The 18,488-nt window shown below is 68.8% G+C and carries 7 protein-coding genes and 1 pseudogene; 4 read left to right on the top strand and 4 right to left on the bottom strand.

Annotated elements, in window-relative coordinates:
• Positions 1–5: 5 nt before the first annotated feature.
• On the bottom strand, positions 6–2,975 hold the full coding sequence (locus tag ABZ873_RS07885) for a DNRLRE domain-containing protein (RefSeq protein WP_360866866.1): 2,970 nt from the start codon (positions 2,973–2,975) through the stop codon (positions 6–8).
• A 1,089-nt stretch (positions 2,976–4,064) separates the two neighbouring features.
• On the opposite strand from ABZ873_RS07885, the gene ABZ873_RS07880 reads away from it, so the two are divergent.
• Positions 4,065–11,027 carry a polymorphic toxin-type HINT domain-containing protein gene (locus ABZ873_RS07880; RefSeq protein ID WP_360866863.1) on the top strand — a complete coding sequence of 2,321 codons (6,963 nt, stop codon included), beginning with the start codon at positions 4,065–4,067 and terminating at the stop codon, positions 11,025–11,027.
• A gap of 16 nt (positions 11,028–11,043) precedes the next feature.
• Complete coding sequence (locus ABZ873_RS07875; RefSeq protein ID WP_360866860.1) at positions 11,044–11,490, top strand: hypothetical protein; 447 nt, start codon at positions 11,044–11,046, stop codon at positions 11,488–11,490.
• An 83-nt stretch (positions 11,491–11,573) separates the two neighbouring features.
• On the opposite strand, the pseudogene ABZ873_RS07870 reads toward ABZ873_RS07875, so the two are convergent.
• Positions 11,574–12,416: pseudogene (locus tag ABZ873_RS07870) on the bottom strand (site-specific integrase); the annotation flags it as partial.
• Between the two features lie 905 nt (positions 12,417–13,321).
• Between ABZ873_RS07870 and ABZ873_RS07865 the strand changes: the two are divergent.
• Positions 13,322–13,939, top strand: coding sequence for a dihydrofolate reductase family protein (locus tag ABZ873_RS07865; RefSeq protein WP_360866858.1), 618 nt, complete (start codon positions 13,322–13,324; stop codon positions 13,937–13,939).
• 1,197 nt (positions 13,940–15,136) lie between these two features.
• On the opposite strand, the gene ABZ873_RS07860 is transcribed toward ABZ873_RS07865, so the two are convergent.
• Positions 15,137–15,508: a hypothetical protein gene (locus ABZ873_RS07860; RefSeq protein WP_360866855.1), complete on the bottom strand. Its 372-nt coding sequence runs from the start codon at positions 15,506–15,508 to the stop codon at positions 15,137–15,139.
• A gap of 807 nt (positions 15,509–16,315) precedes the next feature.
• Between ABZ873_RS07860 and ABZ873_RS07855 the strand changes: the two genes are divergently transcribed.
• Positions 16,316–17,245, top strand: a complete 930-nt coding sequence (locus tag ABZ873_RS07855) for a DMT family transporter (RefSeq protein WP_360866852.1) — start codon at positions 16,316–16,318, stop codon at positions 17,243–17,245.
• Between the two features lie 72 nt (positions 17,246–17,317).
• Here the strand turns inward: ABZ873_RS07855 and ABZ873_RS07850 are convergent, their stop codons facing one another.
• Positions 17,318–18,331: a Gfo/Idh/MocA family oxidoreductase gene (locus ABZ873_RS07850; protein WP_360866850.1), complete on the bottom strand. Its 1,014-nt coding sequence runs from the start codon at positions 18,329–18,331 to the stop codon at positions 17,318–17,320.
• Positions 18,332–18,488 lie beyond the last annotated feature (157 nt).

Raw genomic sequence — 18,488 nt, 5'->3', positions numbered from 1 at the left:
CGCGACTATCCGATGGACAGGAAGGTGTTCCAGCCGTCCTCGTCGCGTGCGACGGCGCTCCCGACGGCGGTGGTTCCGCCTTGGAAGAGCCACTGGTTCCCGTCGGTCCCGACGGCCCAGATGTCGGGGACGCCGTCACCGTTGGCGTCGGGAGTGCCGAGGACCTTGGGGTAGGTGCTCCTGCCCCAGCCGCTGGTGGCGTAGGTGTAGTCCTCGCCGCCCTCGGAGTTCGCCTTGGACTCCAGGGATGTGATGTCGACGCCGCCGTTGACGCCGGGCTTGCCCTTGCGCAGGGCCAAGCCGCGGTTGGCATTCGTGTTGTCGCGGAAGATCAGGTCCGGGATCTTGTCCCCGGAGACGTCCCGCACGCCGACGATGTCGCGGCCGGCCCAGCCGGTGGCCATCTTCTTGTACGACGCGAAGCTGGAACCGGTGTAGCCGGAGAACACCCAGAAGCCGTCGGCGTCCAGGGCGAACAGGTCGCCCAGACCGTCGCCGTCGATGTCCTCGGTCGCGACGAGCTGCCGGAAGACGGACGGGTCGGGTGCGCTGAGCGGCATCTGCATCTGCATGCGGCGGCCGACGTCGAACTGGCCGGTCCCGGTGCCGGGGTAGATGTAGAGCTTCCCGTCGGGCATCCGCGCGATCAGGTCCGTGAGGCCGTCTCCGGGATACCAGTCGGTGGCGTGCGCGATGAGCGCGGACTGGCCGGTGGTCGCATCCTTCCAGTACCCGGGCGCCACGGGCCGGCCGTTCTCCACCGCACCGGGGATGTAGGCATCGGTGTCACCGGCCTTGTCCCCGGCGTAGGTGCGCAGGTTGCCGTCCTTGTCGATGGCGAGGAGATCGGGATTGCCGTCTCCGGTGACATCGCCGGGCCTATCCTGGCCGGGCCTCGGCCGGACCAGGAATCCGTAGACGCTCTGGTTGGAGATGTTGCCGGCCTTGCTGACGGTACGGACGTAGAGGACGTTCGGACCGGAGACGTCCACCTGGAGGGGAACGACGGCCTCGTCACTCCCCGCCACGGGTACGGCCTTCTGGTCGAACACGGGCCGGTTCAGGCTCCACTGGTACTCACGGATGTCCGCCGCCTTGGCGCCGTTGCCCTTGATCGTGAAGGTCTGGCCGGGAGTGCTGACGGGCTCGGTGCTCCACTCGGTGAAGGCGTCACCCTGCGGCGGGAAGGCGACGGAGGAGATGGCAGGGTTCGGCGGGACGGTGTGGCTGACGGTGAAGGCGCACCACGCGCCGCTACCGGACTCGTGCGGCCCGCTGCCGGACCACACTCCGTCCTTGTCCTTGGCGCGGGAGAGCCAGTAGTAGGTCTGGCCGTCCGCGAAGGTGGCCTGAGGTACCTCGGCGGTGACGACGCCGTCGATGTTGGCCGAGAACCACTGGTTGAAGACAGGCGGCCCGCCGGCGGCGTTCCACACCTCGATCTGGAGCTGGTCGAGGTTCTGCTGATCGGGCCGGTCGTCGCGGTCGGAGCCCTTGACCTGGAAGGTGATGCTGGTCTTGCCGATTCCGGTCCCGGGCCAACTGGTCACGCACGGGCCGCCCGGGAAGGTCTGCATGTTCGCCGCGGTCGGAGTGTCCGGGGGTGAGTTGTAGACGACCTCGAGGTACGGAGCGGTCTCGCCGTTGGCGATGAACTTCTTCCAGTAGTACGAATCCGACTCGTTGGGGGCGGCGAACCCGAGAGACAGCGCTCCCCAGCGGGCATTGGCCGCTTCTGCGACGAGCCCCTTGATGTCGGGGGCGATCCAGTTGTCAGGGCACGAGCTGTTGTAGCCGTAGCCGGCACGCTCGGTCGCGACCTTCTTGGTCCAGGCGCCGCTCATGTTGTTCCACGTGCTCGACGAGGTGATGTACGGCGTCGAGTAGATGTCCGTGGGCTTCTGATCACAGGACCACGAGTACGTCTGCAAAGCCCGCACGCTGGCCGAGATGACCCCCGCGCCGTGGAGCTGAGAGCCGAAGTCGAAGTTGAAAACAGAGCGCGAGGTACCACCGGAGCTGGACTCGAAGCCGACCCGGGCTTCGTTCGTTCCGCTCGCGTTGTAATTCTGCCCGTTGTAGAAGCTTGAATTACCCGCTGTCTTGTAGAGAAGGGTCCAGGCGTGCTTGTGCCCCTTGAACGAAGGGTCGACAAAGACCGGGTACACGGTCTCCGGAGCATTGAGCAGCGCATGGTCCGGTGTGAGGGACAGCGCGTTGTCGGCGAGCGCCGCAGCGACGGGCCTCAGTCTCGCGCCCTCAGCGCCGGCCAGGCCCGACAGCGCCAGCGTCGGGTGCTGCTTCGCCACATCGGTCGGCTTCCAGGCGGGCTGGTCGTCGGTGGTGGCGACCTTGCCACTGGAGTCCCACATCATCGGGGTCGGCGAGCCCGCGATCTCTTCGCCGTCGGCCGCACGGGCACTGAGTGCGTCCGACTCCTCATCCAGGTGGAAGGTCATGTCAGGGCTGGCCAAGCGGTACTTCAGCTGCCCCAGCAGCGGATCGGCCGCGGCCTGCTTGTCCTTGACCACCAGCAGATGCGAGTAGCCACCGTCCTGCGCGGTCATCACCAGGTCGATGCCGGGGCGGACGTTCTCGTACAGGGCACGCGGACCGTCGATGACAGGCGTGGGGAGGGCACCGGGCCAGCTGACCGTCATGTCATGGCCTCCGGTGGTCAACCGGACCAGTTCGGTCCACACTTCGCCCGGTGCGTCCTGCCGCAGGGACACCCGGCTCACGCCACGTGAGGCGCGCTCATCACCGGCAGCCTGCCCCGTCGACCCACCGCTGAAGAGCACCCGGCCGTTGACCGCCTTGGCCGCGTAGCCGCCGTCGACCCGCTCCAGACCGGTGTCGATGGGCTTCCACGCGCCGTCCACGTTGGCACGGAAGGCCGAACTGAAGATCTGCTTGCGAAACGTCCCATCGGGCTTCGCCCACGTCGTGGTGTTGGCGCTCTGTGCGGCGGTCACTTCGACCTCTTTGCCGCTGCTCACTGCCAGTCGCCGCGCCTGCGGTTCATCGAGCGGAGCATCCTCACCGGAGCGGGCCCGCGACGGCCCGTCGCCGATCACATGCACACCGACCGGCACCGCGAGGGCCGCCGCCAGCAACACGGCCAGACCCCCCAGAGCTCGCCGGCGCCCGTACCACCGGCGCGCGGGTACGGGACCTTCCGCGGTCCCACTCCCAGTAGGCGGACTTCCGCCCGCGGAATCACTGACAGACACGACGTACTTCTCCCCCCTCGGGCGCACCACTTCGCAGCCCTCGGCACTGATTGATGACTTCTGCTCTTGACCTGAGGAACCTCAACGGCCGAATCCGCCCGGCCTTTCAGGCGCGTGGCGTGCGAGCTGAGCATGACCCATCCCGCTGACATCTCGCCCCTGACATCGGCCGCGAGGCGTGTCGTTAGCAGCCGATTTGCGCCGATCATCCCGAGGTATGCGCCTGGTCAAGTGACAATGCCCACACCGGATATCGGAACCATGGTGTTTCGAGCCTGCTGGCCACAGAATCAGTGGCTAATTGTCAGTTTCCTGCCAGCCTTGTGCCATAGCCGAGGCGGCAGATCGTGGGGGGTCCGCATGTCGCCGTTCTCGGCGAATTTCCGCCTGCCCGGAAACAGAAAGGCGCGCGCAGTTCGCGCGCGCTTTGCCGGGCGAGCCGGCATCACACTTTCGGTGGTGCTGGTCGCAAGTCTTATGCCTGCCCAGGCTTGGGCAGCGCCACCGGGCGACCGCAGTGGCGTCGAACTGCCGGGGCTGCAGAAGGATGCCAAGGTCAGGCCCGACCAGGCCGCCATGGACGGTCTCAACAAGTGGGTCGGTGATCCGCCGAAGGCGCTCCAGGAGTACACGCCGAGTGCGGTGGCGCCACCGAAGGAGGATTCGGCCACCATTCCGCTGTCGCCGACTGGCTCCGGCCTTGTGCCGATCGGTTCGCTCCCGGTCAGTATCGGAAAGCTTCCGGGAACCGGAGCTGCGCCCACGGGTACCTGGTCTGCGGCTGTCGAGGGCCGCGAGAAGACCGAGGCGGCAGGTGTCGACGGCGTCCTTATGAAGATCACGCCTCCGGCCGATGCGGTGAACCCGGTCGACGTGGCCCTGGACTACTCGAAGTTCCAGGACCTGTACGGCACCGAGTGGGCCTCGCGCCTCAAGCTGCGGCAGTACCCCGCGTGCTTCCTTGACCACCCCGATTGGTCGGAATGCTCGGGCTCCGTCGATGTACCCAGCTCCAACGACGCGGACGGCAAGAGGGTCATCGCGACCCTCAATCCGGCCGCGGCCCCCGTTCAGGGCATGCGGACGATGACCGGGGGCGGCGCAGCCGCCATGGCTGTCGTGGCCTCCGACGGCGCCGAGGGTGCGGGTGGCTCGTACAAGGCCACTTCCCTTTCGCCGTCGGGCTCTTGGACCGCAGGCGGCAGCGGCGGCGGCTTCTCGTGGACCTACCCCTTGGCGGTGCCTCCCGCGCCCGCCGGGCCCACCCCGTCCATCGCGTTCACGTACTCCTCGCAGGCGGTGGACGGCAGGACCTCCGTGACGAACGGCCAGGCGTCCTGGATCGGTGACGGCTGGGACTACAACCCTGGCTTCATCGAACGCCGATACCGCTCCTGCTCCGACGACCTGAAGGCATCGCCGAGCGGCAAGCCGAACAACGACAACGCGACGGACAAGAAGAAGGGCGACCTGTGCTGGGCCGGCGACAACGTCGTCCTCTCCCTCAACGGCGCGAGCACCGAACTCGTCCATGACCCCGTCACCAAAAAGTGGGTCCCTGCCACCGATGACGGCTCCAAGGTCGAGCTCATGTCCGGCAGCGGCAACGGTGCGAAGGACGGCGAATACTGGGTCGTCACCACGCGTGACGGCATGCGGTACCACTACGGCCGCCACAGTGTCGGTACTCACGGGGACGGATCGTCACCCAGGACCGTCACCGACTCCGTCTTCACCGTCCCGGTCTTCGGCAACCATCCCGGCGAGCCCTGCTACCAGTCGGCCTACACGGATTCCTCCTGTACCCAGGCATGGCGCTGGAACCTCGACTACGTCGAGGACCTCCACGGCAACGCCATGATCATCGACTGGGCGAAGGAGGAGAACCGCTACGCCAGGAACGAGAAGGTCAACGAGAAGGACCGCGCCAAGGTCGGCTACATCCGCGGCGGATACCCGACACGCATCCTCTACGGCCTCCGTGCCAACAACCTGGCCGGCGCTCCTGCGGGCCGGATCGAGTTCGGGGTGGAGCAGCGGTGCTTCGAGGAGAAAAACGTCTCCTGCGCGGACTCCCTGTTCGGTTCCAAGAACGGAATCGGCTGGTACGACACCCCCGCCTCCCTGAACTGCAAGATGGACGCGGTCGTCTGCGAATCCTTCTCCCCGACGTTCTGGTCGCGCATGCGCCTGGACAGGGTGACCACGTACGGTCAGCGCACCGAGGGATCCACGGCACTCACCAAGGTCGACCAGTGGGCGCTCAAGCAGTCGCTGCCCAAGCACCGCACTGACACCAGCCCCCCGCTGTGGCTGGAGTCCATCACCCGGACCGCTTACGGCGCCAAGGACAGCAACCTCGGCGTCCCGCTGCCCCCGGTCTCCTTCAAGGCCAACGAAGTCGACATGCCCAACCGTGTTCTCAAGGCAGATGTGGGCGGAAGGCCGGACGCGGCACCGGACTTCGACCGGCTCCGGGTGGCGACCATCCTCACCGAGACCGGCGGCGCGATCGAGGTCGGCTACTCCGCTCCGTGCGCCAAGGGCACGAGTATCCCCGACCTCGCGAAGAACACCACGCGCTGCTTCCCGGTGCGCTGGTCCGCGGACTCGGGGCTGGAGCCGGACAAGATCCCGCCGATCGAACTGTTCAACAAGTACGTCGTGGACAGCGTGGTCGAGAGGGACCGCGTCGCACAGCGCCCCGACGTCACGACCACCTACACGTACGAAGACGCTGCCTGGGCCAAGGACGAGGACGAGTTCACCAAGCCGGACTGGCGCACTTACAGCCAGTGGCGCGGTTATGCCGCCGTCCTCACCACCACAGGTGCGACCGAGAACACGGGCAAGGCCACCGCGACCGAGCAGGCCCAGAAGCGCACCCGCTACTTCCGCGGCCTGTCCACCGGATCCCCCAAGATCGTGGTCAAGGACTCCACCGGCACGGACGAGCTGGGCGAGGACCTGCCTCAGTACCAGGGCCAAGTCGCCGAGACGATCACCTACACCAAGGCCGGCGGAAGCGTCGAGAGCCGCACACTGGTCGCGCCGTGGCGCAGTAAGCCGCTCGCTTCCCGGCCGCGAGCGGACACCACTCCCTTGGAGGCTTACCGCCTCGGCACGTCACGCACCGACGAGATCCAGTCCGTCAGCGGTGGCAAGTCCCGCAGGGTGCGCACCCTCAACACGTACGAGGAGGAGCCCACTTCGTACGGCCTGTTGCTCACCACGCAAACCGATGTCTCGGAGAGCGCGGGCACGGGCTGGACCCCCGTCAAGCAGTCCTGCACCAAGCCCAAGTACGTCCACAACCCCACGAACAACCTGATTGGTCTGCAGTCCGAGGTCGTGGAGACGACAGGCGACTGCGCCGGCGGCGGCATCGAGGCCGGCACGCGCCTGAACGCGGCCCGGACCTCGTACGACGCGGTGAACGCTTTCGGCGCCGCACCGACCAAGGGGCTCCCGTACCAGGTCGACGGCACCGACGCGGCGGGCACGGGCTGGACGACGTCCGGCCGCACCGAGTACGACTCGCTCGGCCGCGCGGTCAAGACCTACGACGCCGCGGGCAACCCTTCGAGCGTCACGTACAGCCCGGCGACCGGCCCTGCCTTCTCCACGACGGCGACCAACGCTCTCGGACACACCGTGACCACCAAGGTGGACCCGGCCCGCGGCAGCGTCCTGGAAGCCATCGACGCGAACGGCCGCAAGGTCCTCACGACCTATGACGAGTTCGGCCGGAGCACCGAGGTCCGTACCCCGTCGCAGAAGCCCACCGACCCGGCGGCCTACACGTTCGAGTACCAGATCACCGAACGCAAGACCCCCGCTGTCATCTCCCGCACGCTCAAGGACAACGGCACCTACAGCACCTCCATCACGATGTACGACGGACTGCTGCGCCCGCGACAGAGCCAGAGCGAGGGACCGGGCGGCGCACGCCTGATCACCGACACCCTGCACAGCGCGAACGGAACCGTCAGCCAGACCAACAGCGGGTACCTCGCCGAGGGCAAGGTGAGCACGGAGCTCTACGTCCCGAAGTCGGTCACGGAGGTGCCCAGCTCCACCCAGACCGCCTATGACGGCCTCGGGCGGGCCGTGCGCGTCACCACTCTGGAGAAGGGCGAGGCCCGGCAGTCCGCCGTCACCCAGTACGGTGGCGACTGGACCCTGACCCGTAGTGCCATGTCGCCCACCGGGTCGACCCCGCTGTCCGGCAGCCGCGCGGCGAAGACGTGGACCGATGCCCTGGGCCGCACCTCCGTCATCGAGCACTACACCGCCACCGACCTCAGCACGTCGACCAGGACCGGCTACACCTACGACATCCGGGGCAAGCTCGCCAAGGTCACCGACACAGCCAGCAACAACTGGACGTACACCCACGACGCCCGCGGACGGATGATCTCGTCCGAGGACCCCGACACGGGCAAGTCGACCTTCACCTACAACAACCTCGACCAGCAGGTCTCGACGACCAACGTCTACAACGTCACCCAGTTCACGTCGTACGACGTGCTCGGCCGCAAGACGGCGCTGCGCGACGACTCCGAAACCGCCGACCCCATCGCCACCTGGACCTACGACACCCTCCCGGGTGGCAAGGGCCAGCCGGTCGCGTCCACCCGCAAGTGGGGGGCAGGCTCGTACAAGACCGAGGTCACCGGATACGACAGCGAGTACCGGCCCACCGGATCGCGGATCACCGTCCCGGACGTCCCCGCCACGAAGGGCCTGGCCGGCAGCTACGCCTACAGCACCACCTACACCCCCACCGGCAAGGTCCAGTCGACGACCCTCCCGGAGACCATCGGCGGTCTCGCCGCCGAGAAGCTGATCACCCGGTACAACGCCGACGGCATGGTGCAGACCATGTCCGGCCTGTCCTGGTACACCTCCGACACCGTCTACAGCCCGTACGGTGAGATCCTGCGTACCGCCTCGGGCAACGCACCCCACCGGGTGTGGACGACGAACACCTACGACCCGCACACCGGACGGGTCGCCTCGGCGACCAGCCACAAGGAGACGCGCGACCCCACGTCGGGTTCGAACCTGCTCTCCTCCCTCAGCTACACCTACGACCCGGTCGGCAACCCGACCGAGATCACGGACACCTACCCCGGTGCCACCCCGCAGTCCCCGGCCCTCGTGGACCGGCAGTGCTACACCTACGACGCCATGGGCCAGCTCGTTCGCGCCTGGACGGGCAAGACGGCAGGCTGCCCCACCAGCCCCGCGGGTCCGGCACGTACCGAGGTCGGATCGGGTACGGCGGGTGATGCCTACTGGCAGGACTACCAGTTCGACGCCATAGGCAACCGCACGAAGCTCACCGATCGCGACCCCGCCAACAGCGCTCTCGACGACGAGACGTCGTACACGTACGGCGTGGAGATCACGGGCGGCGCCCTGCCCAACCCGAAGAAGCAGCCCCACGCCCTGACCAAGGTCAACAAGACCACCAGGACGCCCGGCTCCACGACCGACTCCCTGTCCACCTACACCTACAGCGCGGCCGGCAGTACCAAGACCCGGACCATCGACGGTGACACCCAGACCCTGAACTGGGACCGACGGACCAAGCTCCTCTCGGCCACGAGCCCCGGCATCGGTTCCGTCGCCGTCACGGGCCTCGCCGGCAAGTGCCTCGACGTCCAGGACGGCAGCACCGCTGACGGCACTCCCGTCCAGCTGCTGTCCTGCAACGAGACCAAGCCCCAGCAGTGGCGCATCACCGGCGACACCGTCCAGGCCCTCGGCAAGTGCCTCACCTCCGAGAACGGCAAGGCGCTCCTGAAGGCATGCAAGACGGGCGAGCCCAGCCAGAAGTTCACCTACCGGGAGACGGACAAGGCCCTCATCACCGGCACGAACCAGTGCCTCACGGTTCCCGGCGACAACACCGCCGAGGGCAACGACCTGCACACCTTCACGTGCGCCGGTCCGGCCCCCACGCCGGCCCAGCAGTGGAGCTTCGGCAACGTCACGACCTACCTCTACGACGCATCCGGCAACCGGGTCGTCCAGGACACCGGTAGCGCCCGCACCCTCTACCTCGGCGAAACCGAGATCACGGTCGACAAGGCCGGCAAGGCCATGGACGCCGTCCGCTACTACAGCAGCCCCGGGGCACCCACCACGGTCCGCCGCACCAACGGCAAGACCACCGGTCACACCCTGTCGCACTTGCTGACCGACCACCACAACACCGCGACGATCAGCGTCGAGCAGAAGGCCGGCCAGCCGGCCACGCGCCGCAAGTCCGACCCCTACGGCAACCCCCGCGGAAGTCAGCCCGCCTTCTGGCCCGGCGACCGCACGTTCCTCGGTGTCGGCATCGACGACAACACGACGGGCCTGACGCATATCGGCGCCCGCGAATACGACGCCAGCACCGGCCGCTTCATCACGGTCGACCCGATCATCGACATCACGGACCCGCTCCAGATGAACGGGTACACGTACGCCAACGGCAACCCCATCACCAACCTGGACCCGGACGGCCTCAAGTACTTCGAGGGCGACAGCGACCCCGGCTTCCAGGCGGCTTCGCAGAATGTCGTGGAGGTTGCGCAAGCGCGGCAGTACCGGCGAAACAATATAGGCCAGAACGCGAGGAATACGTTCAACCGCGCTCGATCGAGCATCCTGAACGGCAAGAAAGACTACCTGCGCAATAGCAAGAACACTCCGGGCAAGACTCTTGCTCGAATGCAACGCAAGTATGACCAGAGCAACGGATCGGTCACTTCTCAGATCTCATACAAGATGTGGCTGTACGGCGCATCGGATGAGGAGCTCGACTACTTCAACGGTCACTCCTGTGACTTTGTCCAGTGCAACAACTGGCTGGAAGCCCTGGAAAGCGGTGAGCAGGTTTCGTCGGACATCTACGAAAAGCCTGACGGCCAGCTGATAGGTGAGATGGTCTCGGCGGGGCTCGGCTCACGCTCTCTGACCATCAAGAAGGCGAACGCGGCGGCCGCCAGTCCCTGCGGCGGTAAGAACAGCTTTGTGGCTGGCACGCAGGTGTTGCTGGCCGATGGAAGCACCCGCCCCATCGAGGACCTGGTCGGTGGCGACGAGGTCGTCGCCACCGACCCGGGGACCGGCGAGACGGCAAATAGGGCTGTCACTGCGACGATCTACACCCAGGACGACAAGACCTACGTCGATCTGGGAATCGAGACTCCCAACGGCATCGAGATCATCACGACGACGGGTCATCACCCGTTCTGGTCGGAGGCCGAGCAGGCGTGGAAGGACGCCCGAGACTTGAAGTCGGGTGAGGCGCTTCGCACTGACCAAGGGGCCTCTGCGGCCATCGCGGCCGTCCGGGTCTATGAAGCCTTCGACAGGACCTACAACCTCACCGTCGCTGACCTCCACACGTACTATGTGCTGGCGGGCGAGACGCCGGTACTGGTTCACAACAGTGGAGGGTGCATTCCGGCCCTCCGGGATTGGAGCAGCCAACGCTTCCAGTTCGGGAACCAGACCTTCCTTCTGGACAAGAAGGGAATGGAGCACATCCTCACTCGTCATCATCCGAAAATGTGGGATGGCTCGGTAAAGGCCCAGCAGTCTTTCTTCGACCCCAAGATGAGCGTTGCTGATGTTCAGGACGCAATCGGGCAGGTCATGCGCCAGAACAGGGATGCGCTCGTTCAGCGAGGAAGCAGGGGTATGTATCAGATTCAGGGAAACGTCAACGGAGTAGACTATGTTCTCGGCATGAATAAAGGCCGAGTCGGCCAGTTCTACCCTGTTACTCCCTGACATGAGGAATCGCGCCGTGATCGAGATCGAGACGTACCTGAGGGATTCGGGCGGCAAGTTCGTGCAGGTTGGTGCCTGCACCGCCCGCCCAGCTGATGCCGACTACGTCGAGGGTGCGGTGCGAATCGCCATCCACGGAGTTGAGATCATCGGGATCAGTGAATGGGATTACGTTGACCAGCTGTGGGCATACGTGGCCAGCATGGTCCCGCAACTCTCGGCCGCAGGGTACGCGTCGACTTATTTCCCGGATCAGCCGATTGAGCTCTCTTTCCGACAGCAAGGGTCTCAGGTTCTCGTTTCGGCGAAATCGGGCAACGACGCGAAGAGGGCGAGCGTTTCAACGTCTGATTTCGTGGCGGCGCTGAGGGGTGCGGGAGCGGCGTTCTTCGGCAAGATGTCGGAGCTTCTCCCGGAGAACGCGGACTCCTATTCGGAGTCTCGTCGCGAATTGTTGTCGTGAATTGACTCGACGCTGAGAGGTCCCGCCAGAGCCGACTCTGGCGGGGCCTCTCGCCGTCTTGACGGCAGTAGTTGACGCCAACGTCAGCGGACAAGCGCGTTGCAGGGTGGCGGTTCGTCGCCGTCGGAGCGTGCCGTCTCGGTGATTCCCAGGGTTCCGAGTGTTGTGCTGAGGCTGTCGATGGCGTTGCGTTGGAGGCGGAGTCGGACGTGGGCGTACACCGTGGCGGTGACGCCGATGTGGGCGTGGCCGAGGAGTTCCTTGATCACGACGAGCTCGACTCCCTGCTCCAGGAGCAGGGTGGCGGTTGAGTGCCTGAGGTCGTGGAAGCGGATGCGGCGGAGGTCGGCCTTGCGGAGGAGCGTGAGGAAGGTGCGGGTGAGGTTGGTCGGGTCGATCGGTCTGCCCTGCACCGTGGTGAACACGTGCCCGTCGTGCAGCCACGTCGTGCCCGCGGCCTCACGCTCGCGCTGCTGCTATTCGTGGTGGAGCTTCAGCGACTGGACGCAGCGGGTGGGAAGGGCGATGCGGCGCTCGGAGGCCCGGGTCTTGGTGGGCAACGTGGTGAGTCCGCCTGTGCTCGTGCGCTGCAAGGTGCGGCGGACGGCAGCCGTGCCCCGGTCGACGTCGAGGTCTTCCCAGCGGAGGCCGAGGAGTTCGCCTTTGCGGAGTCCAGTGTGGAGCGCCAGTTCGAACAGGGCATGGAGCCGGTGCCCGCGCGCGGCTGTGAGGGACTGGCGGGCTTCGTCGGCGGTGAGGGGTTCGAAGCGTCGGGGTCGAGGTGTGCCGGTGCGGATGTTGCGGGCCACGTTGCGAGGGATCTCCTCCTCGCGCACGGCGTGTTCGAGTGCGGACTTGAGCACGGAGTGGATGTAGGCCAGCGTCAGCGGAGAGAGCCGCTTGGAGCAGCACGTTCCGACGGCGCAGCCTTGTGTTCGACTTCCTGATGTTGTCGGTGGCTCTTCAGCGAGTGGACGGACCCGGTCGGTAGGCCGATGCGGCGTTCGGAGGGACGAGTTTTGGGTGTACAGGGTCCTCAGGCCGCCGCCCTGGGTGCGTTGGAGGGAGCGGCGAACGCTCGCCGTTCCACTGTCGGGGTCGAGGTCTTCCCAGTGAAGGCCGAGGAGTTCGCCTTTCCGGAGTTCCGTACGGAGGACGAGTTCGTACGGCGCGTGGTGAGTGGTGGCCTTGACGTTGCGGGGCAGCTCGTGTTCGCGGACGCCGTATCTGGGGGCGGACTTGAGCACCGAGTGCACGTAGGTCAGTTAAGACCGGAGAGTCGCTTCTCGCAGCACTTGCAGCACTCGCTGACCGCGCAGCACCTCTTCCGTTCGGCGTCGAGCACGTGGGTGCATCACTGGCAGGCGGTGCGAGGCGGTCGAGGAGGTGCGTACATTCTTGCCGGTGAGCCGCGCGACTTTCTTGGTGTCGAGGCCGAGGCTGAGGTGGTGGCGGAGGCAGGCGGAGTAGCGGATGTTGGCGTCCTCACGGAGCCGGTGGATCACGCTGCTGCCCGCCGTAGGTGAGGTACTCGTTGACGGTGCTGTCGGAGGGGGCGACGGGGAGCCACGGTTGTGTCAGCGAGGGCGTAGCCAACGCTTTCCTAGCGGCCGTCCTTGCGCTGGTAGATGGTGCCTTTGCCGCTGGCGCAGCCCTGCTTTCCGAGAGCGGTCATCAGGCTGCCACCCTTCCGACGGCGTCAAATGTAGTCGGTCAGGGTGTGGGGGGTGTTGCGCCGATCGGGGGGTTGCTTGCGTGGCGGGGAGGTGGGGGCGGGGTGGTCCGGGAGGCTGCGTTGCGGTAGGGGTTTTCGGGTGAGGAGAGCAGGGGCATGGCCGAGTTGACACTGACCAGTTTTGTGACCTTGGACGGCGTCATGCAGGCGCCCGGGGGGCCCGGGGAGGACCGGAGTGATGGGTTCGACTACGGGGGGTGGGCCGCGCCGTATGTCGATGAGGGGATGGGGGAGTTCGTCAGCGAGGTGTTCGGGCGGGCCGGGGCGTTTTTGTTCGGGCGGCGGACGTACGAGATCTTCGCGGGGTACTGGCCCGAGCATGATGAGGCCGGCGATCCGGTGGCGGGCGGGTTGAACCGGCTGCCGAAGTATGTTGCCTCGGCCAGTCTCAAGGAGCCGCCGGCGTGGGGGCCGGTTACGGTGCTCGACGGGGAGCATCTGCAGGGGGAGATCGTCCGGGTCAAGGACGTGCTGGAGGGGGAGTTGCAGGTGCACGGGAGTGGGCGGCTGGCGCAGTGGCTGCTCGCCCGGGATCTTGTCGACGAGATCAACCTGCTGGTTTTTCCCGTGGTGCTGGGGGCCGGGCGTCGGCTGTTCCCCACCGGGGGGCTTCCGACCGCGTACGAGCTGACCGCCTCCCGGACGACGCCCGCCGGGACGGCCATCCACACCTACCGCCCCACAGGGCGGGCCTCGTTCGGCACGGTCGGCTGACCCGCCGAGCGCCGACGCCCCCCGGACGCTCGCCGACGACCCCTCGCACCGGGCCCTGCACGGCTGCGGCCCGCTTGTTCGTGCTCCGGAGCTGCCGTGGCCTTCTCGGAGTGGCGGTTGCGGTGGCTCCGGGAGGCGCCTCGACCTTCCGTTCGGGCCGACCTGGACTGGGCGCGAGGGAGGGGCTGCCGGATCGACGTCCGGGTCCGGCCACGCCCATTCGGCCCGGCTGCGGCACGCCGTTCGCGCCCCGGAGCTACCACAGCCCCTCGGCGTGGCCGTCGCTGCGGGGGCCGCCGGATCGCCGCCTCCGGTTCCGGCCCGCCCGCCTCGCCCGGCTACGGCACACCGTTCGCGCCCGGGAGCTGTCACAGCTCTCGGCGTGGCCGTCGCGGCGGCTGGGGGCCGCCGGATCGTCGCCTTCGGTCCGGCCCGCCTGCTTCGCCGGGCTGAGGCGCACCGCTCGCGCTCCGGAGCTGCCGCGATCCCCCGGCGTAGCGGTCGCGACAGCTTCGGGAGCCTTCTCGACCTGCGGTGTGGCGGGGCCTGGACCGGGAGTGGGGGAGGGGTGGCCGGATCGTCGCGTCTGGGTGCGGCCCGAGTGTTCCGTCCCTGAGGCACCGCTCACCCTTCGGAGCTGCCACAGCCCCCGGCGTGGCGGTCGCTGAGTCTGGGGGCGGCCGGTTCGGCGCGTTCGGGTGCGGCTCGCCCGCTTCGTCCGGTTGCGGCACCCTGCTCGTGCTCAGAAGCTGCTGCGGCCTGCTCGGCGGCTCAAGGAGCCTCCTCACCTGCGTTCGGGTCAGGGCCCGGGCCGGGTGTGGGGGCCGCCGCGCGCTGCCGTCACGGCTCCTCGGTGTGGCGGTTGCGGTGGCTCCGGGGGGCTCCTCGGCCTGCTGTCAGGCCGACCTGGACCGGGTGTGGGGGAGGGGGCGGCCGGATCGGGGCTTCCGGGTCCGAGCCGCCCGAGTTGCCCGGCTGAGGCGCATCGTTCGCGCTCCGGAGCTGCCACGGCCCGCGCGGTCGCGGCGGCTCCGGGAGCCTTTTCGGCCTGTGGCTTGGTGGGCACGGACCGGGTGCGGGGAGGGGGTCACCGATTGTTGCCGCCACGGCCTCCCGGTGTGGCCGTCGTGGTGGCTTCGGGGGCGTCCTCGGCCTGCCCTCCGAGCCGCCTCGGACCCGGGGGAGCAGGCCGCGCCCCTACCGCCGGTCCAGTGTCAGCTGGACCACACGGCCCTCCCGTAGGACCAGTAGGTCGGGGGACTCGTGTTCGTAGTGGCGGATGTGGCCCACCGGGCCCGGGGGGCGGATGTGGGGGGAAAGGGTGGTGAGGAAGTCCTCCACCTCCGGCAACTGCTCCGCGTGCACCTCCTGGCGGAGCGTCAGGGACCAGCCACCGCGCTCGTTCGGGGCGTACGCGCCGGCGAGCATGCCGCCCACGCGCCACGCCGGGCCGCGTTCCCCGAAGAGGCCGTCCGGCGCTATCAGTTGGCGCCGGACCTCCGCGAGCACGGGCTCCGGGGTCCCCTCCAGCAGGTCGAACGCCAGGTCCAGGGCATAGAGATCAGCCATGCGCCGATGCTACGGACCCCGGGTGCGGGGCCCCAAACCGGCCGCCCGGCGTGATCGCTTCGGCTGCGGTGCGCCCGCTGCTACCGATCCCGCCGGTGGGCTCCTGAACGGCGTCTCCCGCCTTGATCCCCTCCGCCACGGTGTGCCCGCTGCGCGCGGACCCCGTCGACGGGCCCCAAACCGGTCGCCCGGCGTGATCGCCTCCGCTGCGGTGTGCCCGCTGCTACCGGTCCCGCCGACGGGCTCCTAACGGGGTCGCTCGGTGTGATCACCTTCGGTGCGGTGCGCCCGCTGCTGACGGACCACGTAGGCGGCTCCCAAACCGGTCGCGCGGCGTGATGGCTTCCGTTGTGGTGTGCCCGCTGCTACCGGTCCCGCCTGCAGGCCCCCAAGGCGGTCGCCCGGCCTGATCGCCCCGCTGCTGCCGATTCCGCTGGCGGGCTCCTGGACGATGTTGCCCGGCATGTTCGCTTCCGCTGCGGTGCGCCCGCCGTCACCGATCCCGCTGGCGGGCTCCTGAACGGCGTCGCGCGGCGTGATCGCTTCCGTTGCGGTGCGCCCGCCGCCACCCACCCCGCCTGCGGGCCCCCACCCGGCCGTCCGCCATGACCACCCCCGCCACCGCGCGCCCGCCGCCACCGATCCCGCCTGCGGGCTCCTGACGGCGCCCCCCGCCCCCGACCCCGCCCCCCAAACCACTCGCCCCCCAAAACCCCCTCCGGTACCGTGTGCCCGCGCCCGTGCGAGCCGTCGTTGTCTCCACCCCGCGGGAGACCGCCGACCGAACCGACCCGTCCGGAGACCACCGTGACCCTCGCCGCGCCGTCAGTTACCGCCGTGCCCCGCCGGGCCTGGCTCGCCGATCTGCCCGTGCTTGTCGTCGCCGTCGTGTGGGGCGGGAGCTATCTCGCTGCCAAGGGGATCACCACCGCGCACACCGTGATCGCCGTGCTCGTGCTGCGGTTCGCGCTTGTGCTGCCCGTGCTGGTCGTCGCCGGACGGGCGCGGCTGCGCGCGCTCACCCCCGCCCAGGTGCGCGGCGCCGGGCTGCTGGGGCTCGTACTCGGGGGGATCTTCCTGCTGGAGACCTACGGGGTCGTCCACACCTCCGCCACCAACGCCGGGCTGATCATCAGCCTGACCATGATCTTCACCCCGCTCGCCGAGGCCGCCGTACGGCGCGAGCGGCCCTCCGCCGCCTTCCTCGCCGCCGCCGCGACCTCCGTCCTCGGCGTCGTACTCCTCACCCAGGGGGCCGGCTTCACCGCGCCCGGCCCCGGTGACCTGCTCATCCTCGGCGCCGCCCTCGCCCGGACCCTGCACGTCCTGCTCATGGCCCGCGCCGAGGCCGTACGGGGCGCCGACTCGCTCTCCCTCACCACCGTGCAGCTCGGCGCCGCCCTGCTGCTCTTCGCCCTGCTGGCCGCCGTACCCGGCACCGGCGCCACCCCCTGGGCCGCCGCCGCGGGTTTCGGGCCCGCGCAGTGGGCCGGGCTGGCCTTCCTCTCCGTCTTCTGCACCCTCTTCGCCTTCTTCGTGCAGATGTGGGCCGTACGCCGCTCCTCGCCCTCCCGGGTCAGCCTGCTGCTCGGCACCGAGCCCCTGTGGGCGGCCGCCGCCGGCATCCTGCTCGGCGGGGAGCACCTGGGCCTGCCCGGCTACGCCGGTGTCGTCCTGGTCCTCGCCGGTACCGCCTGGGGCCGCCACGCGCTCACCCCCGCCCCAGCCCCCGCCTGAAACAGCCCCCACCTGGCCGGAAAACGCCGGGTTCAGCAGCGCGCCCCCGCCGTAGGGTGGATGCCCATGCGCTCACCGATCCGGCAGGTCCGGCAGTTCCTCCAGCCGGACCCGCCGACCCTCCCGCCGCGAGAGCTCGCACGCCTCCGCCACCCGCAGCGCGGCCAGTGCCTCCCGCCCGTCGCAGGGGTTCCCGGTCTCGCCGCGCACCATCCGTACGAAGGCGTCCAGCTCCGCCTCGTAGGCAGGACCGAAGCGCTCCAGGAAGCCCGTCCACGGCTTGGTGGCGGGCGGCGGCCCCTGCGGCTCGGTGGAAGCGATCGGCGTACGGTCGTCCAGCCCGGTGGAGATCTGGTCCAGCTCCCCGGCCAGCTCCATCCGCACGTCGTAGCCGGCGCCGTTGCAGCGGGTGCCGGTGGCGGTCACCAGCGTGCCGTCGTCCAGCGTGAGCAGCGCCGCGGCGGTGTCCACGTCCCCCGCCTCCCGGAACTGCGGAGGGCCCGCGTCCGACCCGGTCGCGTACACCTCGGCCACCTCCCGCCCGGTCACCCAGCGCACCATGTCGAAGTCGTGCACGAGGCAGTCCCGGTACAGCCCGCCCGAGCTCGGCAGGTAGCCGGCGGGCGGCGGCGCCGGATCGGAGGTCACCGTCCGCACGGTGTGCAGCCGGCCCAGCGCGCCCGAGCGCACCCGTTCCCGCGCCGTGCGGTAGCCCGCGTCGAAGCGGCGCATGAAGCCCACCTGGAGCACCCCGCCCGTGGCCGTCACCTCGCGCAGTACGGCCAGGGTGCGCCGCAGGTCGGGGGCCACCGGCTTCTCGCAGAACACCGGCAGCCCGCCGCGCACGGCCCGTACGACGAGCTCCGCGTGCCCCTCGGTCGCGCAGGCCACGACCACCGCGTCCACGCCCCAGGTGAACACCTGCTCCACGGAGGGCGCGGCGGTGGCCCCGAGCCGGTCGGCGAGGCGCGCCGCCCGCGCGGGATCGGCGTCCGCGAGCAGGAGCGAGCCCGCTTCCGGGTGACGGCTCAGGGCCGCCGCGTGGAACGAGCCGATCCGGCCCGTCCCGATGAGCCCGATGCGCATGCACTCAACCTGGCCCCACCGGCGGAAGCTGTCAATCCGCTCGACGCCGGTCCTGCGCTTTTCCCGCGCCGGCCGGCCCGCCCGCCGCGCCGGTCCGCGCGTACATGCCCCGATGGCCCTTCATGGTCCACTGTGGCGGATACTGAGCGGCTGGAAC

The sequence above is a fragment of the Streptomyces sp. NPDC047014 genome (assembly GCF_040644195.1).
Classification (GTDB): Bacteria; Actinomycetota; Actinomycetes; order Streptomycetales; family Streptomycetaceae; genus Streptomyces.
This window is presented reverse-complemented; position numbering and strand designations above follow the sequence as displayed.